Source organism: Streptomyces sp. NPDC039462, assembly GCF_055639375.1.
The window spans coordinates 2,170,187-2,193,271 of the sequence record NZ_JBVKAO010000001.1; the positions used below are offsets into that span (position 1 = coordinate 2,170,187).

The following is a 23,085-nucleotide window of genomic DNA, read 5'->3' on the forward strand; positions in this document are numbered from 1 at the left end:
TTTGTCGGTCCGGGTGGCTGTGTCCACAACGCTATGAGCCGACGGCGGTGTCGACAATGACGTCTAACATGCAGATACCGACCTAGGGTTGGGTGGCGCGGCCTTACGGTTGGTTGGCCCAGCCCCACGGCTGGTTGGCCCGGTCCTACGGCTGGTTGGCCCAGCGGCAGCAACACCAGGGGGAAGAGAAGCGTGGCGGAAACCGCGAAACGACTCATCGTGATCGTGATCTTCGAGGATGTGGACCTGCTCGACATCACCGGGCCGCCGGAGGTGTTCGCCCTGGCCCGCCGGGAGACCTCGGACGCGGCCGCCTACGACGTGGTCCTCGCCGCCGAGACCATGGACCCGGTCACCACCGGCGCCGGTGTCCGTGTGCTGCCCGACCTCACCTTCGCGGAGGCCGCCGAGCGCGGCATCAACACCCTCATCGTGCCGGGGGCCGTGGACGTCGACGACGACGGGCGCGTCCACCCTCTCGTCGACCCCGCCCTGGTCGACTGGGTGAAGGTGCTCGCGGCGCGGACGCGCCGGATCACCTCCGTCTGCGTCGGGGCGCATCTGCTCGCCGCCGCAGGGCTGCTCGACGGCAAGCGGGCCACCACGCACTGGTCGACCGCGCCTCAACTGGCCTCCGACCACCCGGAGGTGGAGGTCGACGCCGACCCGATCTTCATCCGCGAGGGCAACGTGTGGACCGGCGCGGGGATCAGCGCCTGTCTCGACCTCTCCCTCGCCCTGATCGCCGACGACCTCGGCGAGGCCGTCGCCCTGCGGGTGGCCCGCCAACTGGTGATGTACCTCAAGCGCTCCAGCGGTCAGAGCCAGTTCAGCGTCCCGCTGGAGCAGGTCTCCACCACCCGGCGCATCGAGGACCTGCGCCACCACATCCTGGGGCACATCGCCGAGCCGCTCACCGTGGTGGACCTCGCCGCCTTCGCCCATGTCAGCGACCGTCACCTGACCCGCCTGTTCAAGAACGAACTGGGCATGACCCCGCACGCGTACATCGAATCGGTGCGCGTCGAGAAGGCCCGCCACGAGCTGGAGTCCTCCGACGCCACGCTGGACCGCATCGCGTCCCTGTGCGGCTTCGGCACGACCGACACGCTCGTCCGTGCCTTCCGCCGCCGACTGAACACGACGCCGACGGAGTACCGGCGCCGGTTCCGGGTGCCTCAGGTGCCCTGACCGGGCGTTTCGCCCCGTGGGACGGCGAACGCGTCCGCAAGGCCCGCTAGCGCCCGCCCGCCTCGATGTCCGCGATCAGCCGATGGATGAGTTCGGCGCCGGGCGGCCCCGCCATGGCGGCGACGGCCGGGACCTCGGCCGCTCCGACCACACCGACGGCTCCGGCGAGTGCCTTGCGGGCCCGGCGCCAGGCCCGGCTGCGGCGCCCCCGCGAATGGTCGACGAAAGCCTGCGCGTACTGCGTCATGGAACGCGTCCACAGATCGTGCCGCGGCTCCGGACCCGTGGAGGCGCGACGGACACTGCGCCACGCGTCGGCGGGTCTGCCGCCGGCCTGCGCCACGGCCAGCAGCGCCCAGCTGACCGTCGCGGGCGGGCCGTGCTGGGCGTGCACGGGAATCGTTTCGGCGGCCTCCCGCAGCCGGTCGATGGCCTCCTCGGTCCTGCCGGCCTCCAGGGCGAGCGCGCCGAGGACGTGCGAGACCCGTCCCACAGTGGCGTCGTCGCCCGCGAGCACGGCCACCCGCCATGCCTGGCCGAGCAGTTCGGCGGCCTCCGGGGAGCCGGTGCACGCGGCGAGCCAGCCGGACAGCCACAGCGCCTGCCCGCACACCCGGGTGTCCGACCGGGCAAGCGGCAGCAGCCGGCACAGCACGACGCGCCCCTCCTCGGCGTGCCCGCAGACCGCCCACCAGAACCACAGGTCGACGGCGAGCGCGAGGCTCGTCGACGCCTCGTCGCCGCCGCTCGGCTCCCGGTCGAGCGCGGCGCGCAGGTTGGCCTCCTCGTCCCGGACGAGTACGACGGCCCGTTCGTGTGTTCCGGTGCTCCACAAGTGGTGGGCGGTGGAGGCGACCTGCCCGTACCAGTGGAGGTGGCGGCTGACGGCCGCGGCCGTCTCGCCCGCCGACCGCAGCCGCTCGGCGCCGAAACCGCGGGCCGCGGCGGGCATCCGGTAGCGCGGCGTGAGAACGCCACCGGGATCGCGGACCGGTTCAAGGACCGAGGCGAGAACGAGGCGGGCCAGCGCGGCCGGCACGTCCTCGGGCTCGAGCCCGCCGCCCGAGCACACGTAGACCGCAGCGTCCTCGTCGAAGCCGCCGGGGAACACGCTGAGCCGGGCCCACACGGTCCGCTCCACCGTCCCGCACAGCTCGTACCCGGCGCCCACCGCGGCGCGCAGCGACCGGTGCCTGCGCAGCGGGGCGTCCGCCACGCCGAGCCAGCCCTGCGCGGACTCCAGCATCCCCGCGAGCCGCGCCAACGGATACCGCGCCGCCTGGGCCGCGGCCAACTCGACGGCCAACGGCACGCCCTCCACCAGCCGGCAGATGTCACGGGCGAGCCGCAACTCGTCGGCGGCCCGGTCCTCGGGGACGGGGGTGCGACCCCTGCTCGGGGAACTGGCGCGGCGCCGGGCGGCGTGCAACCGTTCCAAGAAGAGCGTCACGGCGGGCCCGACGGTGTCCGTATCGGTGGCCTCCAGTGGCCCGAGCCGCAGCACCGCCTCCTGGCCGAGGCCCAGCGGATGGCGCCCGGTGGCCAGGACCCGCAGGTCGGGGGCCGCGTCGAGGAGCTCTCGTACGAGGCGGACACACTCGCCCCGCACCGGGTCGAAGTCGTCGAGCACCAGCAGCATCCGCAGGGGGCGCAGCCGCGCCACGAGCTCCGCGACAGGTGCCGACGCGTCCGCCGTCCCGCCGTCCATCGCCGCGGTCACCGTCTGCGCGACCGTACGGCGACGCGGGGGAGTGCCGTCCCACCACCGCACCCGCACCATGCCGTCCGCCATCGAACTCCCCACCGCCGCGGCCGCGTGCTCGGCGAGGAGGCTCTTGCCGATGCCGGCGCCGCCCACCACGGTGACCAGCCTGCTCTGGGCGAGCATCCTGCGGAGCGCGGCCAGCTCCGCGGACCGCCCGATCAGGCCCCCGGCTCCTCGACCGGACCGCTCCGGCCGCCCGGCGCCCTCTCCCTGACCCCGCACTCGCACACCCATCCACTCCCGCTCGCGTACGTGCAGACTCGCGTACGTGCAGAATCGTCACTGCACCGAACTCCGCTGACCCGCTAACTTCCCTTCGGCGTCCGGGGTAGTGAAGTGCCGGGCCGAATCATGCGGGTCAGCGACTCATCGCATTCCTGTACGGGGTCCTTGCGCACCCCATGAACGCCCTGTGACATTGCTGTCAGGTGGATCACGCCGTGCTGCGTCCTGCCAGACGTGACCGACGCAGCCCCCACCCCAACACCCACCACCAGCACAAAGAACGCCGACAAGAGGAAGGGCGCCGAAAAGCCTGAGCGGCTGCCTGCCAAGGAGACCTGGCGCGCCCTCTACCGGCACTTCCGCCCGCACCGGGGCGCCGTCGCCCTGGGCGCCTTCCTGACTCTGATCGGTTCGGCCACCGGGCTCGCGCAGCCGCTGGCCGCCAAGTCGCTCGTGGACCGGCTCGGCGGCGACGAGTCCATCGCCGGTGTCCTGCTGCTCCTGACCGCACTGGTGGTGCTCGGCACCGCGATCGAGTCCGTCGGAGCGTACGTCCTTGAGCGCACCGCCGAGTCGGTCGTGCTGGCGGCCCGGCGCACGTTGATCGGGCGGCTGTTGCGGCTGCGTCTCGCGGAGGTGGAGCGCACCCAGCCGGGGGACCTGATGTCGCGCGTCACCTCGGACACGACACTGCTGCGAGCCGTGACGACACAGTCGGTGGTCTCCGCCGCGTCCGGCGGCCTCACCTTCCTCGCGACGATCGTGATGATGGGGCTGATGGACCCGGTGCTGCTCGGCGTCACGCTGGGCGTGATCGTGCTGATCGGCAGCGCGGTGGCCCTGGTCATGCCGAAGATCGCCCGGGCGACACAGCGTGCCCAGGAGGCGGTGGGCACGATCTCGACCGCTCTGGAGCGGGCGTTCGGCGCCTTCCGGACAGTGAAGGCCTCCGGCGCAGAGCAGCGTGAGGCGGCCGCGGTGGAGGCGGCCGCGCAGGAGGCGTGGCGCCATGGGGTGCGGTCCGCGAAGTGGCAGTCGGTGGCGTGGAGTTCGGTCGGTCTCGCCGTGCAGGTGTCGTTCCTCGCGGTGCTCGGGATCGGCGGCGCGCGGGTCGCGTCGGGTGAGATCACCGTCTCGACACTGGTGGCGTTCCTGCTCTTCCTCTTCTACCTGATCGACCCGGTGTCGCGCCTGGTCGAGGCGGCGTCGCAGTACCAGGTCGGTTCGGCGGCGATCGCGCGGATCGTGCAGGCGGAACGCCTGGAGACGGAGCAGACGGAACCGACGGAGCTGACAGAGCTGACGGAGCAGCCGGAGCAGCACCCCGGCAGCCACATGTCGGACGGCCCCGCGTCCGTGGCCTTCGACGACGTGACCTTCCGCTACCGCGACGACCTCCCGTACGTCCACCACGGCGTGAGCTTCGACGTGCCGGGCCCGGGCATGACGGCGTTCGTCGGTCCTTCGGGCGCGGGCAAGACGACCGTGTTCGGGCTGCTCGAGCGGTTCTACGAGGCGACGGGCGGCCGGATCCTGGTCGACGGCAGGGATGTGCGGGAATGGCCGCTGGCCGAACTGCGGGGCACCATCGGATACGTGGAGCAGGACGCCCCCGTCCTCGCGGGCACCCTGCGCGAGAACCTCCTCTTCGCCGCGCCCGACGCCACCGACTCCGACGTACGGGACGTGCTGGTGCGCGCCCGGCTCGACGCCGTCGTCGAGCGCCTGCCCGAGGGCCTGGACACGGTGGTCGGCCACCGGGGCTCCAAGCTGTCCGGCGGCGAGCGGCAGCGGGTGGCGATCGCCAGGGCCCTGCTCAGGAAACCCCGTCTGTTGCTGCTCGACGAGGCGACCTCACAGCTCGACGCGGTCAACGAACTCGCGCTGCGGGACGTGGTGGCCGAGGTGTCCCGGGAGGTCACGGTCCTGGTCGTGGCGCATCGCCTGTCGACGGTGACGCTGGCCGACCGGATCGTGGTGATGGACGCGGGAAGGGTACGAGCGGTGGGCACGCACGCCGAGCTGGTGGCGGCCGACCCGCTGTACGGCGAACTGGCGGCGACCCAGTTCCTGGCGAGTTCGGCGTGACACCCGACAGGAACAGGATTCGGCGTGACACCCCACAGGAACAGGATTCGGCGTGAAACCCGACAGGAACAGCATTCGGCGTGACACCCGCCAGGACCCGGCATGACACCCGACCGGACACCACCCTCACCGTCGGGCGCGAGAAGGCGCCTCCCGGCCGTGTTCGTCAGTCCCTGGTTCGTGCCCAGCACCCTGCAACCCGTGGTCTACCGTGACGACATGACGCGTCCGAGCCTTCGCGCGGTTCACGACCGCTATGCCGACCGAATCGTCGACCAGACAGCCCTGTTGACCTCAGCCATCGCCGGCGCGGACGCCACCGCGCCCGTGCCGGGATGCCCCGGCTGGACCCTCGCCCACCTGCTGCGGCACGTGGGCGGCACGCACCGCTGGGCCGAGACGGTGGTCCGGACCCGGGCCACCGGTCCCGTCCCGGACGAGCAGGTCAACCTCGTCACGCCGGAGGCGGATGACGACGTCCCGGCACTGTCCGCCTGGCTCGCGGAGGGCGCCGCCCGGTTCGCGGACACGCTGCGGGAGGCGGGACCGGAGGTCGAGGTGTGGACCGTGGCACCGGGCGGCACCCCGCTCTTCTGGGCTCGCCGCATGACGTACGAAACGGTGATCCACCGCTTCGACGCGACCGCGGCGGTCGGCGGAACGTACACCCTCGACGCGGACGTCGCGCTCGACGGCCTCGACGAGTGGATGGAGTTCAGCACACTGCCCCAGGCCTACGAGTCGGAGGCCGCGCTGCACGCCCTGCTGGGCCCCGACCGCACGGTCCACTTCCACGCCACGGACGCCCCGGAGGGGACGGGGGAGTGGCTGATCGACCTCACCGAGGCGCCGGTCACCTGGAGCCACGCCCACAAGAAGGCGACCACCGCCGTACGCGGCCCGCTCACGGACCTCCTGCTCCTCCTGTACCGACGCCGCACGCCGACTCCGGCCGACGGCATCGAAGTCTTCGGTGACGAAGCCCTGTTGGGTGACTGGGTCAGCGGCGCGGGTCACTGGCTGCGCAGGTGATGTGCGCGGGTCGCTGGCTGCACAGGTGACGTGCGCGGTGCGCGGCGCCGGTAAGCGGAAGAGTTCGTACCAGTAGTGCTGATGATCTTCCTCTGCGTAGGGTGACCAGCGGAAAGAGGGGCGGGGCGCCGGAAGACGACCCGCCCCGAAGCACGTGTGCCCGCAGCGCATGTGCCCCGAGTACGTAACCCGACAGCACACACCGCCGCCGCCCATGTCGCGCGGCTGAGAAAGCGAGCAGACGGATGCAACCGACCTTCGTGCTGGTGCACGGCGCCTTCGCGAACTCCTTCTCCTTTGCGCCGCTCCAGGCCGAACTCGGCCTCCTCGGACACCGTTCCGTCGCCGTCGACCTGCCCGGCCACGGCTTCCGGGCGACCTACTCGCGCGCCTACCAGGCACCGCAGGATCTCGAAGGGCTCGCCGCCGTGCCCGGCTCGATCAGGGGCGTCACGCTGGCCGACAACGTGACCCACTTGATCGGGACACTGGAGCGGGCCAAGCGGAACGGGCCGGTGATCCTCGTCTCGCACAGCCGCGGCGGCGTCACAGCCACCGCCGCGGCCAACGCGCGCCCGGACCTGATCGACCGCATCGTCTACGTCGCGTCATGGTGCCCGGTCGCCCTGGACGTCGGCGCCTACTACGCCGAGCCGGAGATGGCCACGGTCGACGCCGCTTCGCTGGCTCTGGCGATGGCGGGGAACCCGGCCGAACTCGGCCTGCTGCGCGTCAACTTCCGCACCGCGGACCCCGCTGCCCTCGCGGCGTTCAAGGCGGCCTTCCTCGCCGACGGCACGGACGAGGAGTTCCTGGCCTTCCTCAACACGTTCCAGCCCGACGAGAACCTCGACGTCGGCACCTCGGCCGACCGCGCACAGGCCGCGACCTGGGGCCGCATCCCCAAGACGTACGTGCGTCTCGCCGACGACGCGAGCATGCCGCTCGCCCTGCAGGACCGCCTGATCCGGGAGGGCGACACACTGACCCCTGAGAACCCGTACGACGTCCGCACCCTCGAAGGCAGCCACCTGAAGTGGCTGGTCGACCCCGCGCCGGCGGCCCGCGTCCTGGGAGAACTCGCGGCACTCGTGTGACGCGGGCCTGAGGAACAGCAAGGGGGGTGGGGTTCTCCGCACCGCCCTTCAGGGGGACTCCTCCATGGTCGGCAGCCGCCCTCCCATGGGTCAATGATCTTGGGACGGGGCGCATGGCCCGGTCGCCCGGTGTTACCGCAACTCCCTTGTGCGGCACGGGGGTTGAGGGCACCGCACGTCTTCCGACGAGGTGAGGGATCCACCATGACGCAGCTGCGTACCCTGGGAACCATGACCGCGATAGCCGTCACGGCGACGCTCGCGATACCGGTCTCCATCGCCTGGGCCGAGACAGCCCCCGCCTCCTCCGGCCATGGCCGGACGGACCTGCAGCGGGACCTGGACGACATCGTCCGCAAGGACGGAGTGGTGGGCGCCCAGGCCACATTGGTGAACGGAGAGCGGCGACGCTCCGTGCGCAGCGGCACCGCCGAACTCGGCACCGACCGGCCCATGCCGCAGCAGGGCCACTTCCGGATGGGCAGCAACACCAAGACGTTCGTGTCGACCGTCGTGCTGCAACTGGTCGGTGAAGGCCGCATGCGGCTCGACGACACCGTCCACCGGTGGCTGCCCGGAGTGGTCGATGCCAACGGCAACGACGGCGAGCGGATCACCGTCCGGCAACTGCTGCAGCACACCAGTGGGCTCCCCGACTACGACGACAGCCTGCCCCTCACCGACGAGAAGGAGTTCCAGGAGCACCGCTTCGACCATTACCAGCCGCGCGAACTGGTCGACCTGGCCCTGCGGAACCGGCCCCTCTTCGAGCCCGGCAAGGGCTGGAGCTACTCCAACACCGGCTACATACTGGCCGGGATGATCATCGAGAAGGTGACGGGCCGGCCCTGGAGCGAGGAGGTACGCGCCCGGATCATCAAGCCCCTCGGCCTCGAGCACACCTTCTCCGCGGGCAGGCGGACCGGTCTTCCCCAGCCGCACGCCAAGGCGTACCAGCAGTTCAAGCCCAAGGGCCGCCTTGTCGACAGCACCGAGCTGAGCATGACCTGGGGTGGCGCGGCAGGCGATCTCGTCACCACACCGAACGACCTCGCGCGCTTCTGGCAGAGCCTCCTCGGCGGCAAACTGCTCCAGCCGCGGCAGCTGGCACAGATGCTCAAGACGGTGCCGGCCCCTCGGGAGGACGGCGGGACGAGGGTGGAGAGGGCGGGGCTCGGCATCCTGTGGACCCAGCTGAGCTGCGGAGGCGGCTACTGGGGCCACGGCGGGACCACCCTCGGCCACCTGAACGCCAACGGCTTCGTCGACAAGGGCAAGAGGGGCGTCATGGTGATGCGCTCGACCAATGTGGCCGCGGAGGACCGGGACGACCGCACCGACAAACTCGTCGACGACGCCCTGTGTGAGAAGAAGTAGGCGCCGGGTCCCGTGCCCTCGGACGGCGAAGTGGTGCTGCGGCCGAGGCGCCACGGCGGTGCCGGGGGGCCGGTCGACCGCCCCTTCAGCCGACGGTGAGGACCACTTTGCCGCGACCGTGCCCGGTGGCCACGAGGCGGTGCGCGTCCGCCGCCCGCTCCAGCGGGAACGTCGCGCGCAGATGCACGTCCACCGCCCCCTTCTCGTACAGCGCGGTGAGCTCGGCCAGCCGGGCCGCGGAGCGGTTGCCGCCCCAGTCGGGCAGTCCGAGCCGCGCCGCTTCCTCCATGGCGACCATGGTGACGACGCGGTCGCGGTCCTTGGTCACGGCCAGGGCCGCCCGCAGCCCCTCCGGGCCCGCCGCGTCCAGCGCCGCGTCGACCCCGTCGGGCGCGACGGCCCGGATCCGGTCGACGAGCCCCTCGCCGTACGTCACCGGGATCGCCCCGAGCGCCCGCAGGTGGTCGTGGTTGCGCTCACTGGCGGTCCCGATGACGGTGGTGGCACCCCAGGCCCGCGCCAGCTGCACGGAGAACGTGCCGAGAGCACCGGCCGCCGCACCGATCAGGACGGTGTCCCCGGGGCCCACGCGCAGCCGGGAGAGGGCCAGATGGGCGCCCTGGCCGTTGCCGGAGAAGCCGCCCGCGACCGTCCACGGCATCGCGGTCGGCTTGTGCACCAGCTGTTCCGCGGGCACCGTCGTGTACTGCGCGTACGCGCCGAGGAGGGAATATCCGAGCACCTCGTCCCCGGGCGCGAAGTCGCCGACGTCCGCGCCGAGCCGGTCCACGACGCCCGCGAACTCGTTGCCGGGGACGACCGGGAACCCCGGTCCGGCACCCGGTGCCACCCAGCCCTCCCGGACCCCGAGGTCGAACGGCTGCACCCCGGCCGCCCTGATCCGGATCCGCACCTGACCGGGGCCCGGCTCCGGGACGCGGAGCTCCGTCGGCCGCAGGACCTCCGGCGGACCGTAGGCGGTGAGCGCTGCCGCGACCATCCTCATGACAACTCCCATGCTTCGTCCATGCTTTCCATCGATCATGCTTCGAGGCTGCTTCGACGGGAAAGCCTCAGGCGGCGTAGGGGCGGGCGGTCTTGCCGTCGCGCAGAGTGCGGCCCCACCAGCTGAGCTGGTCGAGCATCGTCTTGGCCGCCGTCTCCGGGCCGGTCGGATCGACCGGTGCGCCGGACTCGTCGAAGCAGCCCCACACGCCGTGGAAGCTGACCGTGTCGCGCACCGTCACCGCGTGCAGCTCCGCGAAGACCTGCCGCAGATGCTCGACGGCGCGCAGACCGCCCGAGAGCCCGCCGTAACTGACGAAGCCCACTGGCTTGGCACGCCACTCCTCGTAATGCCAGTCGATCGCGGTCTTCAGCGAGGCGGGGTAGCTGTGGTTGTACTCCGGGGTGATGACGACGAACGCGTCGGCCGCATCGATGCGCCGCGTGACTCCGGTGACCTCCGGGCCGGGACGCTTGGAAAGGCCTTCGGGGAGATGCGCCTCGGCCAGGTCGATCACATCGATGTCGAGGTCGGGCCGGTGCGTGGCCTGCCCGGTGAACCAATCGGTGATGGTGGGCGCGAAGCGGCCCTCCCGGGTGCTCGCGACGATGACGGCCACTTTCAGGCGCTCGTCGGCACCCGTCCCGCGTCCCGCGTCGCCCCGCTCGTTCATGGTGGTCCCCTGGATGTCGCTCATGTCCGCCTCCTGGTCCGGTGCATGTCCGGTGCTCGTCCGGTGCTTGTTTCCGACACCGACGAAGCTACGAACGCGCGCCCCGTCACCACATCTGTCGCGCGACGGGGATCGGCAGGGCGCAGGGACTAGGTCGACCGGCGGAGACCCAGCCGGTCCGTGTACTCCGGCGTGCGCCCGGGCAGGTAGCACCGGGACGGCCACGGCGGGAACAAGCCACGGCACGGGACGACGGGAGGGGCCGGACATCATGCCACAACACACGGACCGGGACTGGGAGTTCACCGACGACCGGGGCCACCTGGTGAGGACCGCGAGCCGCCCCTCCCGCCCGGTCGCCTACGTACCGACCGGCGCGGCGCTGCACGACCACGGCATACGGCCCGCCGGAGTCTTCGGCTCCGCCCACGACGACCCGGCCCTGCCCGACCCGGCCAAGGCGGGCAGCCTCCCCCTTGACGACCTGCCCTACTTCGGCGCGGGTTCCGCACTCGACCTGGACGCGCTCCTCGCGGCACGGCCCGACCTGGTCGTGGCGCTGACCTATGGCGGCGGCCAGGTCTACGGCATCGACCCGGAGGCCGCCAAGCACCTGGAGGAGCAGGTCCCGCTCGTCGTGCTCGACGTGGGCAGCGGCCGCAGCCTCGCCGGGATCAGGGACCGCCTCACCGCACTCGCCCGCAGCCTGGGCGCCGCTCCGCACCCCGAAGCGGACGCCGAACTCGCCGCCGCCGAGGAGAGGTTGACCGCCGCGGCTGCCCGGCCCGTACGGCTCCGGGTGCTCGCGCTCTCCCCGGCGGGCCCCGACTCCGTCCACCTGGCGAGGCCGTACGCCTGGCCCGACCTGGCCGCACTCGCCGGGCTCGGCGTCGGCCTCGTGGACCCGGCGCAGGGGCAGGGCGCCAACTGGTCCACGACGACCTGGACCGAGGCGGCCGCACTGGAGCCCGACCTCGTCCTCACCGACGTACGCGGCAATGCGGCCGCGCTCGGCGACGCCCTGGGACCGGGCATCCCCACCCTGCCCTGGAACCCCGAACTCCCGCCTAGCGCACGGCACCACGCCCGCTTCCACACCGCGGTCGCCGAAGCCCTGGAGGCCGCCCGACCCTGACTCCGCACTCCGTCGCGAGGCCCCACGTACCGTTGATCCATGACGAAACTGCTGCACATCACCGAGCGCGCCCTGTGGGACGCCGCCCGGAGAGCCGGGACCTATGAGATGTCGACCCGCGGAAAGACGCTGAGCGAGGAGGGGTTCATCCACTGCTCACTGCCTGAGCAGCTGCGGGGCGTGGCCGACTTCCTCTACGGGGGCTACGAAGGCCCCGACGAGCTGGTCGTCCTCACCATCGACAGCGAACGCCTCACCGTGCCGGTGCGCTTCGAGGCCCCCGAGCCCGGAGGCGTCGAATACCCGCACATCTACGGGCCGTTGCCCGTGGACGCGGTGACCGAGGTCTCCCCGTGGCCCGCCTCATGACCGCCCCGCACACCGTCGCGGACGAGGCGGACGAGATCGTCCTCATGTCGGACCCGCGGGTCGCCGCCGTCCCCGTGCGCGAGTGCGGCGAGCGGCTCGTCGACGTACGGGAAGGCACGGGCCTCCTGGTCGACGTGCGGGAACAGGCGGGGGACGGGGACGATTTCGCGCTGCTGCGCGAAGGCGTCCTGCGGCGCCTCCAGCGGGCCGAGGAGCTGCTGCCGAGCGGGCTGCGGCTGTTGTTCGTGGAGGGCTACCGGCCGCCGTCGCTGCAACGCGACTACTTCGAGGAGTACGCCGAGCAGCTGCGCGCCCTCCACCCGCGGTGGCCGGCCGCCGAGATACACGCGGCGACCAGCCGCTACGTCTCCCCGCCCGACATCGCCCCGCACAGCGCGGGCGCGGCCGTCGACCTGACGCTCGCCGACGCCGAAGGGCGCGAGCTCGACCTGGGCACCCGGATGAACGCCGACCCCGAGGAGAGCGCGGGCGCCTGCTACACCGGCGCGGACAACATCAGCGCCGAGGCGCGCGCCCACCGCACGATCCTCGGGGCCGCCCTCACGGGCGCGGGCCTCGTCAACTACCCCACCGAGTGGTGGCACTGGTCGTACGGGGACCGCTACTGGGCGCTGGCCTCGGGGGAGCCGGCCGCGCTGTACGGACCGTCCGTGAGGTAGCGGTGCAGGTGGGCCGCGCCCTCCAGCATCGCCCGCGCCCGCAGGTCCAGCGCGGCCCCGCGCTCCGCGAGGGCCGTGCGCAGCGCGCCGACGCCGCCGCTGCGGCGCAGGTCGTCGAGGACGGGGCCGATCTGCGGCAGGAGGTAGTGGCTCTGCCGCAGCATGTGGACGATGCGTGCGTCGCGGACGTCGGCGGGGAGGTAGGAGCGGTAGTGCGTCACCGGATCGCGTGACGGCGTCAGGAGCCCGGCGGCCTCCCAGACCCGCAGCGCCGAGGTGCGCACGCCGAGGTGGGCGGCCACCTCCCCGATGCGCAGCGGCGCCCGCGGCAGCGCGGGGGCGGCGGGCCCGCCCTCCGCGACCGCCTCCAGCGCTTCCCCCGTCGTCCGCAGCGCGTTCCGCTGTTCGTGCAGCAGGGCGTGCCCGGCGTCGACCAAGACCAGCGCCTCCGGCACGTTCCCGGCGTGCACGGCCCGCATCACGGCCCGTGCGGCGCCCGGACCGTACCCGCGGGCCAGGGCCCGATAGGCGAGCAGGGCCTCCCGATGCCCGGCGTGGAACCTGCGGTATCCGGCAGGGGAGCGGGGCGCGGGCGGCAGGATGCCCGCGTCGGCGTAGTTGCGGATCTGCTGCGGGGAGACACCGGCCGCGCGCGCGAGATCGACAGGGCGGAGCGCAGGAGCTCCGTCGGCCCGCTCCACTCCCGTCTCCATGCCCTCTCCCGCGTTCTGTCGGCTCATCGATGTGCTCGTCAGTGGTCCTCGGAACGGCGCGCGCGGAGCGTCCGTACCTTGTTGCGGTTGCCGCAGTGTTCCATCGAGCACCAGCGGCGCCGGCCGGGGCGTGAGGTGTCGACGTAGATCAGAGAGCAGTTCCCGGCCGAGCACATGCGTATGCGGTGGGCGAACGGTCCCGTGAGGAGCTCCACGGCGTCGCGCGCGACGGTGGCGAGCAGCCGGGTGCCGTCGGCGGTCCCGGCCCAGCCGCGCTCACCGCCCGGCCCGATCGCGGGGACGAGCGGGGCGTGGGCCGCCGCTTCATTGATCGTGCCGATGTCGGCGACATCGGCGGGATCGGCCGCCTCCGCAAGATTGTGCAGGGCCCGGGCGGTCGTCACGCGGAAGAGCGCGTCGCGCAGCCCCCGGGCCGCCGCCACCTCGGCGTCGGACACCGCCAGGGAGGGCGTGGGCGTCAGCCGTGAGCGTTCGGCCCAGGCGGTGAGGTCGCCGGGCGCGTGCAGCACCTCGTACCGCCGGAACTCGCCCGGGCCCCCGGTGGTGAGCAGCTCCAGGCAGAGCGCCCCGGGGTCGAAGCGGTAGGTGGATCCGCTGTGGGAGCGCATCGGGATGCCGGGGGACTGGGCCATGTAACCAGAATAGGAGGTTACGGAAGATCCTCCCCCTGGAGCCCTAGACTCTCGGCATGGTCGACACCCTGGCTGCGCGACTCAGCGCCGGAAAGTACCTGCTGGTCAGCAGCGCCCGCAAGGACGGCACCCTGGTGCCCACCCCCGTGTGGGTCGTCGGGGACGGCGACGCCCTCGGCATCTGGACGCCCGTGGACTCCTGGAAGGTGAAGCGGATCCGCAGGTGCGCGGACGTCATGGTCGGCCCGTGCGACCGGCGGGGCAACCCGACGGGCGAGCAGGTGCCCGCCACCGCCGAGATCTGCCCGCCGGACGTCACCGCCGCGTACCGCACCCGCATCCTTCACAAATACGGGGTGACCGGCTTCCTCACGCTCCTCGGCAGCAGGATCCGCCGCGGCCTCAAGGGGACGGTCGGAATCCGGATCACGCTCACGCACTGACGGCACGCGCGCCGGCTGCGGAAGGCCGGGTCAGGACGCGTCCCACTCGTCCGGCAGGCTCTCGACCTGGTCAGCCTGGGTGGCGGGCGACGGCGTCGTCTCCTGAGCGGGCGGCGTGGCCGTCGCCGTCCGGAGGGCCGCGATGCACGCGCCGATGGCCTGCTGAAGGTCTTCGAGGCGCTTCACCATGTCGTCCTCGTAGATGTCGCGGATCTCCTCGGCGGCGTCGACATCGTCGAACGTCAGCTCCTCGAAGACCTTCGTGGCCTTCTGCAGGCTGCTGTAGAACTTCGCGCGCCGCTCCTGCACCCGCAGCTCCGGGTCGCTCTGGACGGTCTGCGCCACCATGTCCCGCACCGTGTCGTACGCCTCGCGCGCCCACTCGCCGGACTCCTCGCCGTCGTCCAGTTCGTCGATGAGGGAGAGGTGGCGCTCGGCTTCCTCGCGCAGTTCGGCGGGTGCGTCGATCATCTGCCCGGCGGGCGTCTTGACCTGGCCCTTCTCGACGATCTGGCGGACGTAGTCGACCCGGTCGCCCGCCTTGGACTCGGCCGCCACGGCCTTCTTCAGGTCGTCGGCGCGGACGATGTCACGGACCAGCTCCGTGCGCAGCGCCGGATCCTCGCCGAGGCGGTCCATCAGGGCCTTCCGTGCCGCCTCCGCGGTGCCGGGGTCGGCGAGGATCGCGGCGCGCAGCGCGGTCGGGTTCTCCGCGACCTCCAGGGCCTTGGTGGGGCGGATGCCCTCGGCCTCGGCGGCCTCCGTGATCGCCTCACCGCGCTGGGTCAAAGCGCTGGAGCGGGAGGTGTAGTACGACAACCAGACGTCGGCGTCCGGCAGTTCGACCTCCATGCCGGGGGAGAGCGCCTCGAAGTGCGGCACCATGCCGTCGTCGGCGGCCTTGTCCCAGGCCTTGTAGTAGCGCATGACGCGGTCGGCCGAGCAGCCCGCCAGCTCGGCGAACTCCTTGGCGGACACCTTCGGCGTCTCGCCGGCGCTCTGCCCGCCCGGCCGCACGCTGCGGGCGACCTTGAGGCCGAAGGCCCAGCCGCCGGTGCGGGCGTAGGCCCCGAAGTCACGGGCGTCCTCGGCCACCAGGGCCGCCGCGTCGACGGCTTCCGCGGCGGGAACGGCGTCTCCGGCGGGAGCGGCTTCCTGGGACGGGACGATGGCTACGCTCACGGATGTGCTCCTGGGTGTCACAGGCGTACAGAGGTTGACGCGATACTTTATCGCTCCTATTGAGACGTTTTGCACGCGAGTTGACGTGTCGGTCGGCGGCGGACGGCCCGGGGCCGGTCGGCCGCTCGCATAGGCTGCCTGGATGAGCATTCTGGATGACGCCCGCCCGGGCATGAACCCCGAGATCCGGCCGCAGGACGACCTCTTCGGTCACGTCAACGGCGCCTGGCTCGACACCGAGAAGATTCCCGAGGACCGCTCCAGCTGGGGCCCCTTCGTGCAGCTGGCCGACACCGCGGAGCAGCAGGTCAAGACGATCATCCAGGAGCTGGCGGAGCGGGCCGCCGCCGATCCGGGCGCGACCTCCGAGGACGCCCGGAAGATCGCCGCCCTGTACGCCTCCTTCATGGACGAGGAGACCATCGCCGCCCGCGGCCTCGCCCCCGCCCAGCCCCTGATCGACGAGGTCGCCGGCCTGCGCGACACCCGGGAGCTCGCCGCCTTCCTCGGCCGCTTCGAGCGGATCGGCGGCTCCGGCCTCTTCGGCTCGTACATCGACTCGGACGACCGCGACTCCGACCGCTACCTCTTCAACATCCTCCAGGGCGGACTCGGCCTGCCCGACGAGTCGTACTACCGCGACGAGAAGTTCGCCGAGATCCGCGAGAAGTACGTCGCCCACCTCACCGAGCTGCTCACGCTCGGCAAGCACGCGGACCCGGCGGGCGCCGCGACGACCGTCCTCGCGCTGGAGACGAAGCTCGCGACGGGCCACTGGGAGCGGGCCGAGACCCGCGACGTCCTGAAGACCTACAACCTCACCACCCTGGACGAACTGACCGCGCTGGCCCCGGAGTTCGACTGGCGCGGCTACGCCGCCGCGCTCGGCGGCTCGGACGCCACCATCGCGGAGACCTGCGTCCGCCAGCCGTCCTACCTCACCCACCTCTCCGCGGTCCTCGCGGAGGTGCCGATCGAGCAGTGGCGCGACTGGGCGCTGACCCGCGTACTGCGCGCCTGCTCGCCGTACCTGCCGGACGAATTCGTGCGGAACAACTTCGAGTTCTACGGCCGCACCCTCAACGGCACCCCGGAACTGCGCGCCCGCTGGAAGCGCGCGGTCGCGTTCGTGGAGGGTTCCATCGGCGAGGCCGTCGGCAAGGAGTACGTCGCACGGCACTTCCCGCCGTCGTCCAAGGCGATGATGGACGACCTCGTCGCCAACCTCCTCGAGGCCTACCGTCAGTCGATCGCGCGCCTCGACTGGATGACCGACGAGACGAAGGAACGGGCGTACGAGAAGCTCGCCACGTTCCGCCCGAAGATCGGCTACCCCGACACCTTCCGCGACTACTCCGCGCTCCAGGTCTCGCCCGACGACCTCCTCGGCAACGCGCAGGCGGCGGCCGCCTTCGAGTCCGACCGGGAGCTCGCCAAGATCGGCGCGCCGGTCGACCGCGACGAGTGGTTCATGCTGCCGCAGACCGTCAACGCCTACTACAACCCGGGCACCAACGAGATCTGCTTCCCCGCGGGCATCCTGCAGAAGCCGTTCTTCTCGCCCGACGCCGACCCGGCGGAGAACTACGGCGGCATCGGCGCGGTCATCGGCCACGAGATCGGCCACGGCTTCGACGACCAGGGCGCTCAGTACGACGGCGCGGGCAACCTCAACGACTGGTGGACCGCCGCCGACAAGACCGCCTTCGAGGGCAAGTCGAAGGCGCTCATCAAGCAGTACGACGCGTTCTCGCCCCGCAACCTCCCCGGCGAGTTCGTCAACGGCTCGCTGACCGTCGGCGAGAACATCGGCGACCTGGGCGGCCTGACCATCGGGCACACCGCCTACCTCATCGCGCTCGACGGCGCGCCGATGCCCGAGAGCGACGGCCTGACCGGCTCGCAGCGGCTCTTCATGAACTGGGCGTACTGCTGGCGCACCAAGCGCCGCAAGGAGCAGGAGCAGCAGTACCTCACCATCGACCCGCACTCGCCGCCGGAGTTCCGCGCCAACATCGTCCGCAACCTCGACGAGTTCCACGAGGCGTTCGGCACAGCCGAGGGCGACGGGCTGTGGCTCGACCCGTCGGAGCGCGTCCGGATCTGGTGACGCCCGGCGACCCGGCCGGGGAGATGCGGTGCGGCGGTCAGGCGAGGAACGCCGCCGTGGCCGCCACGAACCCGGCCGGGTCGTACAGCCAGGGGAAGTGTCCTGCGCCGGGCTGCACGACGAGCTCGGCGTCCGGGAACAGCTCCGCGACTTCGGCCACCGCGGCGGGCGGCGAGTTGAGGTCGGCCTCCCCGGCCAGCACCAGCACCGGGGCCCCGTGGCGTGCGAGCGCGGCGCGGGTGGCCTCGGGGTCGTAGGCGCCCTCGGCGCCGTAGGCGGCCGCGGCCTCGTCGTTGCGCTGCCGGCCCTCGGCCGCCCGATGGGCCCGCGCCGCCGCGTCCCAGCGGCCGTACGCGAACGGCGCGATGGCCTCGAAGGAGTCGGCCGTCGCCCGCCCCGCCACGATCTCCTCCAGGGCCGCGAAAGCCGTCGGGAACCACGGCTCGTCCCGCCGCAGCAGCGCCGCCTCCCGCCGCAGGGCGCCGTCGACGGAGACTCCCACCGCCATGACGCTCGGCGTGATCAGCGCCAGCTTGCCGACGCGCTCGGGGTGGCGGGCCGCGTACAGCACCGCGAGATTGGTGCCGGCGGAGTGCGCGAGCAGGTCCATCGTGCCGAGACCGAGGTGCCGGCGCAGCGCCTCCACGTCGTCCACGAGCCGGTCGCAGCGGTACGAGGCGGGGTCCTCCGGCACCGCTGAGCCGCCGGTGCCGCGCAGGTCCAGCATGATCAGCGGGCGGTGCGCGGCGAGTCCGCCGAGGTCACCGAGGTACGCGGAGGCCTGCATGGGGCCTCCGGGCAGACAGACCACGGGAGGGACGCCGCGGGCGTCCGGGCCGACGCCTCCACCGTCTCCGAGGACGTGATAGGCGAGCTGGGTACCGTCCGGCGCGGCGAAGGCAGTCATGGGGTGACCTTGCCAGACCGGAGCGAAGGCAGGTCTTTGGCCCCTCACGTGAGTGAGGAAAGTCCCGGTATGCGGGCTTCCGTCTGCGGAATCACCACTCGCGAGACCGCACGAACCGCGTGGGGGAAGCGAGTGAGATGAGGGTGCCGTGACAGTGCCTAGGGACACACGACGCGTATGGGCCGGGGAGAGCACCTTGCGGAGGGTCGGCGGAACGCGGCTGATACCCGTCGGCGACCGGAAGCCGGCCGCGTCCGCCGGGAGCCTGCCCCCGGAGGCCCTGCGGAAAGCGCGTGGTGCGCCGTGCTGGCTGAGCCTGGCCTCCCGGGACCTGCGGGCCGCCGAGGAGTTCTACGGCCGGGTCCTCGGCTGGTGTCACGTCCCGCTGCTCGGGTCGCCGCGCAGGCCGCGCTCGCTGGCCGTGCGGGCGGGCGCGCCGGTGGGCACCATCAGCGAGACGACGTGCGACCTGGGCGGCCACGCGGCCTGGACGCCGTACTTCGCCGTCGACGACGTGGACGTCGCGGTGACCCGGCTCCGCGAGCGCGGCGCCACCGTGGCGGTGGGCCCGCTGCTGACCGGCGCCGGGCGGATCGCCGTGGTGGCGGGTCCCGAGGGCGCGGTGTTCGGTCTGCGCCAGGAGGCTCCCGACCAGAACTGGAGGGTGGGGGACGGCCCGATCGCCCGGCTCGAACTGCACACCCGGGACATCTTCGCCGCGGCCCTCTTCTACGGGGGCGCGCTCGGCTGGGCCGACGGGTCGGGCGACAGCTGCGAGGTGGAGTACGCCCACGGGCAGATCCTGGTGCGTGACGGGCTGCGCACGGTCGCCGCGCTCAGTGACGGAACATCGCCGGGCTTCGAGGGCCGCCACCGCTGGCACGCGTGCTTCCGCGTGGCCGACGTCGACGCGGCCGCCGCCGCTGCCCCGGTCTGGGGCGGGCGGGTCGTCGCGCCGCCGCAAGGGCCCTCCCACCGGCGTGAGGCCGTGCTGGAGGACCGCGAAGGCATCCCCTTCACGGTGGTCGCGAGCTGAGCTCGCGAGTGGAGTCATCGCCGGCGCAGGCAAGTCGCGGGCAAGTCGAGAGCATGGGGAGTCTGACGATGTTTCTTGGGGCAATGGGCGTGGACGCGACCGTTGAGCCGACCCGGCCGGCCGAGCCGGTCCCGCCCGCCCGGCAGGACGGGCCCGTCCTGCCGGCCCAGCCGTCGCGGGACGAGGTCGTCGGACTGCCGCGGATCGAGGCCGACCAGGTCGCGCCGAAGGACGCGCGGGAGCTGTCGAAGCTCTTCTTCGAGCGGCTGGAGACCCTTGAGGAGGGTTCGCCGGACTTCTTGTACGCGCGCAACACCCTGATCGAGATGAACCTCTCGCTGGTGCACTATGTGGCGGGCCGGTTCCGCAACCGCGGCAACGGTCACATGGAGGACATCGTCCAGGTCGGGACCGTCGGCCTGATCAAGGCGATCGACCGGTTCGACCCGAGCCGCGGGTTCGAGTTCGTGTCGTTCGCCGTCCCCTGCATCCTCGGGGAGATCAAGCGCCACTTCCGCGACACCAGTTGGGCCGTGCACGTGCCGCGCAGGCTGAAGGAGCTGCGCTCCGAACTCGTGAAGTCCAGGGAGCAGCTGTTCGCCGAGCTCGGCCGCGAGCCGACGGTCAACGAACTCGCGGCGGACCTGGACGTGACCCAGGAGCAGATCCTCGAAGTGCTCGTGGCCGCCAACGGTTACGCGGCCGGGTCCCTGGAGTCCCAGCACGGCGGGAGCGACGACGGCGACGCGCACCGGAGCAGCCGCTCACTCGCCGACGTCATGGGGGAGCCGGACTCCGCCATCGAGGTCTTCGAGAACGTGCACGCCCTGGCGCCGCTCCTGGCGGAGCTCGACGAACGCGAGCGCCGCATCATCGAGATGCGCTTCGGGCAGGAGATGACCCAGGCCGAGATCGGCACCGTGCTGGGGATCTCGCAGATGCACGTGTCACGGCTGCTCGCCCGCACCCTGGCCCGTCTGCGCACGGGCCTGCTGGCGCAGGAGTAGCGGTGGAAGTGGTTCACGGGTGAGTCACCAAAAGGTAACTGGTCTGGCCTTGTTACCTCACCAAGGGGATCTAGCGTCGCGGGAGTTCACGCGAGTTCACGCCGGGCGGCGCGCACCGCAGCCCCGGCCAGAGACAAGGATCCCCCCGTGAGACGCACCCCCTTTGTGATCACCGCCGCCTGTGTGGCGCTGCTGCTCCCGGCCGCCGCCGAGGCGTCGGCTCCGGCGACGGCCGGAGCGGCGGCACCCTCCTTCAGCAGCGCGGGCGGCCGCTATGAGCGTCCCGTCTCGCTGACCCTGCGGGCCGAGCGCGGCAGCGTGATCCGCTACACCCTGGACGGCACGACACCCACGCGTGCGAGCCGTGTGTTCGTGCCGGGCCGTCCGCTGCGTATCGCGAAGGACACCAACGTCACGGCTGTCGCGTTCCGCGGCGGCCGGGCGAGTGCTCCGGTGTCGGCCGGGTACCTCGTCAGGACAGCGGAGAAGCCCTTGGCGCGTCTCGTCGTCATGTCCGACGTGCACATCGGGGACCACAAGAACAACGACAAGAAGTACGAGAGCTTCTTCGACACCATCGCGTCGGTCTTCCCCGAGCCGGACGCGATCCTCTCCAACGGTGACATGATCAACGACAATGGCGACGGCCGCGGCGCCGACCACCGCATCGTGTCCGAGATCTTCCGCGCCAACCTGGAGCGCAAGGGCATGGACGACACGCAGGTCCTGCTCTCCAACGGCAACCACGACGCGAGCCTCGCCGACATCCGCGCCCACTACCCGCGCGACTGGTTCCCCGACTCCGGCGGCGGCTACTACGAGTCGACGGTGCGGGGCCTGCACCTGTTCACCGTGAACACGGAGACGTACGACTCCAGCGCCGCACAGCGCTCCTGGCTGAAGAAGCGGCTCGCCGAGCTCACCGCCGACCCGGCGAACGCGCGCACGCCGATCCTCGTGCAGGGCCACCGCCCCGCGCCCGGCACCGCGATGGACGGCCAGCAGGCCTCGAACCCGCGGCTCACCGAGGACCTGAGCGCCCACCCGCAGGTGATCTACTTCTCCGGCCACTCGCATCTGAACATCAACGACGAACGCTCCGTCCACCAGCGTGACTTCACCGCCGTCAACGACGGATCGATGTCGTACGTCGAGATGGACCACGGCTACCAGGCGGTCACGGAGACGGGCCTGGCCGACCGCTTCGAGGCCCCGACCGCGCAGGCTCTGTTCGTCGAGGTGTACCGCGACCGCACGGAGATCGCGCGCGTCAACATGGCCGCGGACAAGCACGACATCTACACCGGAGGCAAGTGGTCCGCCAACTGGCAGCCCCCGTACGCCAGCGCGGGCACCCTCAGCGGACCGACATGGACCGTCCGCCTGAAGGGCAGCACTCCCCAGCAGATCAAGGACGGCTTCACCTACACGGACGCCCGGCGCAACACGACCGCACCCCGTTTCACCACCCGCCGCCCGCTCGGCCTGGTAGGAGCGCGTCCTGCCCTGCGCGTCCAGCAAGCCCACGACGACCAGATGGTGCACCACTACCGAGTCGACATCGAGGACACGGCGAGCGGCGCGAAGCTGCTCTCGACGAAGGTCCTCGCCGAGTACTACTTCATGCCGCGCCCCAACTCCCTGGACATCCCGCTGCCCGCCACCCGGGACGGCGCCCGCTACGTGGCGCGGGTGCGCGCGGTCGACGCGTACGGGAACACGTCGCCGGAGATCAAGCTCGCGTTCAAGGGCTGACCGGGGGCTCAGCGCGCGCGGCGTCGCCCGCCAGCGTCGCGCGCGCGAGGGCGGCCACCCCGTCATGGATCCGGCGCCGCGGCACGCCGTTCGCGCACAAGTGCTCGATGAGGTCGCTGCGCACGGCGGCGAGCAGGGCGTGCGCGAGGAAGTCGGCGTCCTGCTCGCCGCGGGCCTCGGTGAGCAGCGCGGTGAGTTCGGCGTGCCACAGCGCGTAGGTGTCGTTGCGGTAGGGGCTGCCGCTGCCGGCGCTCTCCAGGGCGAGCATCAGCGGGCGGGTGTCCAGTTTCAGGCACAGCAGGGCGTCGAGGAGGGCAAGGGCGCGTTCGTCGGCGGGGGCGCCGGGGCCCAGGGGCGGGGGACCGGAGACCACGTCGGCGCGCAGCTGTTCGGTGCGCTGCTCGACGAGCGCCTTGACGAGCCCGACGCGGTCGCCGAAGCGGCGGAAGAGCGTGCCCTTGCCGACCCCGGCGGCCGCCGCGATGTCGTCCATGGAGACGCGGTCGGGGTCGCCGCGCTCGGTGAACAACCGCTCCGCGGCGGCCAGTACGGCCTCGCGGTTGCGCTGGGCGTCGGCCCGCTCCTTGCGCGGCTCCTTGCGCGGCTGTGGTTCTTTGCGCGGGGGTGGTGTCATCGTGCCT

General features: G+C 72.0%; 21 protein-coding genes. 13 read left to right on the plus strand and 8 right to left on the minus strand.

Annotated elements, in window-relative coordinates; translation table 11 throughout:
* Positions 1 to 192 precede the first annotated feature (192 nt).
* Entirely contained in the window at positions 193 to 1,191 is a 999-nt protein-coding gene (locus ACZ7LU_RS08840; protein ID WP_468084660.1) for a GlxA family transcriptional regulator, read from the plus strand.
* A 46-nt stretch (positions 1,192 to 1,237) separates the two neighbouring features.
* On the opposite strand, the gene ACZ7LU_RS08845 is transcribed toward ACZ7LU_RS08840, so the two are convergent.
* Entirely contained in the window at positions 1,238 to 3,178 is a 1,941-nt protein-coding gene (locus tag ACZ7LU_RS08845) for an ATP-binding protein (protein ID WP_471916186.1), read from the minus strand.
* A gap of 321 nt (positions 3,179 to 3,499) precedes the next feature.
* Here ACZ7LU_RS08845 and ACZ7LU_RS08850 point away from each other — a divergent pair, with 321 nt between their 5' ends.
* From ACZ7LU_RS08850 to ACZ7LU_RS08865, 4 genes are all read left to right on the plus strand, one after another.
* On the plus strand, positions 3,500 to 5,269 hold the full coding sequence (locus ACZ7LU_RS08850) for an ABC transporter ATP-binding protein (protein WP_471916514.1): 1,770 nt from the start codon (positions 3,500 to 3,502) through the stop codon (positions 5,267 to 5,269).
* Between the two features lie 219 nt (positions 5,270 to 5,488).
* Positions 5,489 to 6,301: a maleylpyruvate isomerase family mycothiol-dependent enzyme gene (locus ACZ7LU_RS08855; RefSeq protein ID WP_471916187.1), complete on the plus strand. Its 813-nt coding sequence runs from the start codon at positions 5,489 to 5,491 to the stop codon at positions 6,299 to 6,301.
* A gap of 245 nt (positions 6,302 to 6,546) precedes the next feature.
* Positions 6,547 to 7,398 (plus strand): alpha/beta fold hydrolase, encoded by an 852-nt coding sequence (locus ACZ7LU_RS08860; RefSeq protein WP_471110118.1) that lies wholly within the window; start codon positions 6,547 to 6,549, stop codon positions 7,396 to 7,398.
* 231 nt (positions 7,399 to 7,629) lie between these two features.
* Complete coding sequence (locus tag ACZ7LU_RS08865) at positions 7,630 to 8,775, plus strand: serine hydrolase domain-containing protein (RefSeq protein WP_471916188.1); 1,146 nt, start codon at positions 7,630 to 7,632, stop codon at positions 8,773 to 8,775.
* Between the two features lie 85 nt (positions 8,776 to 8,860).
* Here the strand turns inward: ACZ7LU_RS08865 and ACZ7LU_RS08870 are convergent, their stop codons facing one another.
* Together ACZ7LU_RS08870 and ACZ7LU_RS08875 are read right to left on the minus strand one after the other, a co-directional pair.
* The gene (locus ACZ7LU_RS08870; RefSeq protein ID WP_471916189.1) at positions 8,861 to 9,781 is read right to left on the minus strand and encodes an NADP-dependent oxidoreductase; all 921 of its coding nucleotides are present in this window, start codon (positions 9,779 to 9,781) and stop codon (positions 8,861 to 8,863) included.
* A gap of 67 nt (positions 9,782 to 9,848) precedes the next feature.
* The gene (locus tag ACZ7LU_RS08875) at positions 9,849 to 10,454 is read right to left on the minus strand and encodes an NADPH-dependent FMN reductase (RefSeq protein ID WP_468560032.1); all 606 of its coding nucleotides are present in this window, start codon (positions 10,452 to 10,454) and stop codon (positions 9,849 to 9,851) included.
* Positions 10,455 to 10,725: 271 nt separating this feature from the next.
* Between ACZ7LU_RS08875 and ACZ7LU_RS08880 the strand changes: the two genes are divergently transcribed.
* Genes ACZ7LU_RS08880 through ACZ7LU_RS08890 form a run of 3 tightly spaced genes read left to right on the plus strand, consistent with a single transcriptional unit; the run spans position 10,726 to position 12,638 of the window.
* Positions 10,726 to 11,589, plus strand: coding sequence for an ABC transporter substrate-binding protein (locus ACZ7LU_RS08880; RefSeq protein ID WP_471916190.1), 864 nt, complete (start codon positions 10,726 to 10,728; stop codon positions 11,587 to 11,589).
* A 39-nt stretch (positions 11,590 to 11,628) separates the two neighbouring features.
* Positions 11,629 to 11,958, plus strand: a complete 330-nt coding sequence (locus tag ACZ7LU_RS08885; RefSeq protein ID WP_468307248.1) for a DUF952 domain-containing protein — start codon at positions 11,629 to 11,631, stop codon at positions 11,956 to 11,958.
* A 44-nt stretch (positions 11,959 to 12,002) separates the two neighbouring features.
* Complete coding sequence (locus tag ACZ7LU_RS08890; RefSeq protein WP_471916515.1) at positions 12,003 to 12,638, plus strand: M15 family metallopeptidase; 636 nt, start codon at positions 12,003 to 12,005, stop codon at positions 12,636 to 12,638.
* Here the strand turns inward: ACZ7LU_RS08890 and ACZ7LU_RS08895 are convergent.
* The gene (locus ACZ7LU_RS08895) at positions 12,581 to 13,351 is read right to left on the minus strand and encodes a MerR family DNA-binding transcriptional regulator (RefSeq protein WP_471916516.1); all 771 of its coding nucleotides are present in this window, start codon (positions 13,349 to 13,351) and stop codon (positions 12,581 to 12,583) included. The genes ACZ7LU_RS08890 and ACZ7LU_RS08895 overlap by 58 nt on opposite strands.
* Before the next feature lie 38 nt (positions 13,352 to 13,389).
* Positions 13,390 to 14,004, minus strand: coding sequence for a CGNR zinc finger domain-containing protein (locus tag ACZ7LU_RS08900; RefSeq protein WP_471916191.1), 615 nt, complete (start codon positions 14,002 to 14,004; stop codon positions 13,390 to 13,392).
* 56 nt (positions 14,005 to 14,060) lie between these two features.
* Between ACZ7LU_RS08900 and ACZ7LU_RS08905 the strand changes: the two genes are divergently transcribed.
* Positions 14,061 to 14,447 (plus strand): PPOX class F420-dependent oxidoreductase, encoded by a 387-nt coding sequence (locus tag ACZ7LU_RS08905; protein WP_398304430.1) that lies wholly within the window; start codon positions 14,061 to 14,063, stop codon positions 14,445 to 14,447.
* Between the two features lie 30 nt (positions 14,448 to 14,477).
* Here the strand turns inward: ACZ7LU_RS08905 and ACZ7LU_RS08910 are convergent, their stop codons facing one another.
* Positions 14,478 to 15,629 carry a hypothetical protein gene (locus ACZ7LU_RS08910; protein WP_470977014.1) on the minus strand — a complete coding sequence of 384 codons (1,152 nt, stop codon included), beginning with the start codon at positions 15,627 to 15,629 and terminating at the stop codon, positions 14,478 to 14,480.
* A 142-nt stretch (positions 15,630 to 15,771) separates the two neighbouring features.
* Here ACZ7LU_RS08910 and ACZ7LU_RS08915 point away from each other — a divergent pair, with 142 nt between their 5' ends.
* Positions 15,772 to 17,739 carry a M13 family metallopeptidase gene (locus tag ACZ7LU_RS08915; protein ID WP_471916192.1) on the plus strand — a complete coding sequence of 656 codons (1,968 nt, stop codon included), beginning with the start codon at positions 15,772 to 15,774 and terminating at the stop codon, positions 17,737 to 17,739.
* A gap of 37 nt (positions 17,740 to 17,776) precedes the next feature.
* On the opposite strand, the gene ACZ7LU_RS08920 is transcribed toward ACZ7LU_RS08915, so the two are convergent.
* Positions 17,777 to 18,646 carry an alpha/beta fold hydrolase gene (locus ACZ7LU_RS08920; protein WP_471916193.1) on the minus strand — a complete coding sequence of 290 codons (870 nt, stop codon included), beginning with the start codon at positions 18,644 to 18,646 and terminating at the stop codon, positions 17,777 to 17,779.
* 196 nt (positions 18,647 to 18,842) lie between these two features.
* Here ACZ7LU_RS08920 and ACZ7LU_RS08925 point away from each other — a divergent pair, with 196 nt between their 5' ends.
* The 3 genes from ACZ7LU_RS08925 to ACZ7LU_RS08935 all read left to right on the plus strand — a co-directional run bounded on the left by ACZ7LU_RS08925 (position 18,843) and on the right by ACZ7LU_RS08935 (position 22,444).
* A complete protein-coding gene (locus ACZ7LU_RS08925; RefSeq protein ID WP_471916194.1) occupies positions 18,843 to 19,682 on the plus strand; it encodes a VOC family protein in 840 nt (279 codons plus the stop codon).
* Positions 19,683 to 19,765: 83 nt separating this feature from the next.
* Positions 19,766 to 20,689 (plus strand): SigB/SigF/SigG family RNA polymerase sigma factor, encoded by a 924-nt coding sequence (locus ACZ7LU_RS08930; protein ID WP_471916517.1) that lies wholly within the window; start codon positions 19,766 to 19,768, stop codon positions 20,687 to 20,689.
* A 147-nt stretch (positions 20,690 to 20,836) separates the two neighbouring features.
* Positions 20,837 to 22,444, plus strand: a complete 1,608-nt coding sequence (locus tag ACZ7LU_RS08935; RefSeq protein ID WP_471916195.1) for a metallophosphoesterase — start codon at positions 20,837 to 20,839, stop codon at positions 22,442 to 22,444.
* Here ACZ7LU_RS08935 and ACZ7LU_RS08940 read toward each other — a convergent pair.
* Positions 22,434 to 23,078: a TetR/AcrR family transcriptional regulator gene (locus tag ACZ7LU_RS08940; protein ID WP_471916196.1), complete on the minus strand. Its 645-nt coding sequence runs from the start codon at positions 23,076 to 23,078 to the stop codon at positions 22,434 to 22,436. The genes ACZ7LU_RS08935 and ACZ7LU_RS08940 overlap by 11 nt on opposite strands.
* Between the last annotated feature and the right edge of the window lie 7 nt (positions 23,079 to 23,085).

Coding starts and splice junctions, on each gene's coding strand:
- ACZ7LU_RS08875 (WP_468560032.1), bottom strand. CDS start 10,454: ATGAACGAGCGGGGCGACGCGGGACGCGGGACGGGTGCCGACGAGCGC.
- ACZ7LU_RS08905 (WP_398304430.1), top strand. CDS start 14,061: ATGGTCGACACCCTGGCTGCGCGACTCAGCGCCGGAAAGTACCTGCTG.
- ACZ7LU_RS08915 (WP_471916192.1), top strand. CDS start 15,772: ATGAGCATTCTGGATGACGCCCGCCCGGGCATGAACCCCGAGATCCGG.
- ACZ7LU_RS08895 (WP_471916516.1), bottom strand. CDS start 13,351: ATGGAGACGGGAGTGGAGCGGGCCGACGGAGCTCCTGCGCTCCGCCCT.
- ACZ7LU_RS08870 (WP_471916189.1), bottom strand. CDS start 9,781: ATGAGGATGGTCGCGGCAGCGCTCACCGCCTACGGTCCGCCGGAGGTC.
- ACZ7LU_RS08880 (WP_471916190.1), top strand. CDS start 10,726: ATGCCACAACACACGGACCGGGACTGGGAGTTCACCGACGACCGGGGC.
- ACZ7LU_RS08890 (WP_471916515.1), top strand. CDS start 12,003: ATGTCGGACCCGCGGGTCGCCGCCGTCCCCGTGCGCGAGTGCGGCGAG.
- ACZ7LU_RS08860 (WP_471110118.1), top strand. CDS start 6,547: ATGCAACCGACCTTCGTGCTGGTGCACGGCGCCTTCGCGAACTCCTTC.
- ACZ7LU_RS08920 (WP_471916193.1), bottom strand. CDS start 18,646: ATGACTGCCTTCGCCGCGCCGGACGGTACCCAGCTCGCCTATCACGTC.
- ACZ7LU_RS08900 (WP_471916191.1), bottom strand. CDS start 14,004: ATGGCCCAGTCCCCCGGCATCCCGATGCGCTCCCACAGCGGATCCACC.
- ACZ7LU_RS08855 (WP_471916187.1), top strand. CDS start 5,489: ATGACGCGTCCGAGCCTTCGCGCGGTTCACGACCGCTATGCCGACCGA.
- ACZ7LU_RS08885 (WP_468307248.1), top strand. CDS start 11,629: ATGACGAAACTGCTGCACATCACCGAGCGCGCCCTGTGGGACGCCGCC.
- ACZ7LU_RS08865 (WP_471916188.1), top strand. CDS start 7,630: ATGACCGCGATAGCCGTCACGGCGACGCTCGCGATACCGGTCTCCATC.
- ACZ7LU_RS08930 (WP_471916517.1), top strand. CDS start 19,766: ATGGGCGTGGACGCGACCGTTGAGCCGACCCGGCCGGCCGAGCCGGTC.
- ACZ7LU_RS08940 (WP_471916196.1), bottom strand. CDS start 23,078: ATGACACCACCCCCGCGCAAAGAACCACAGCCGCGCAAGGAGCCGCGC.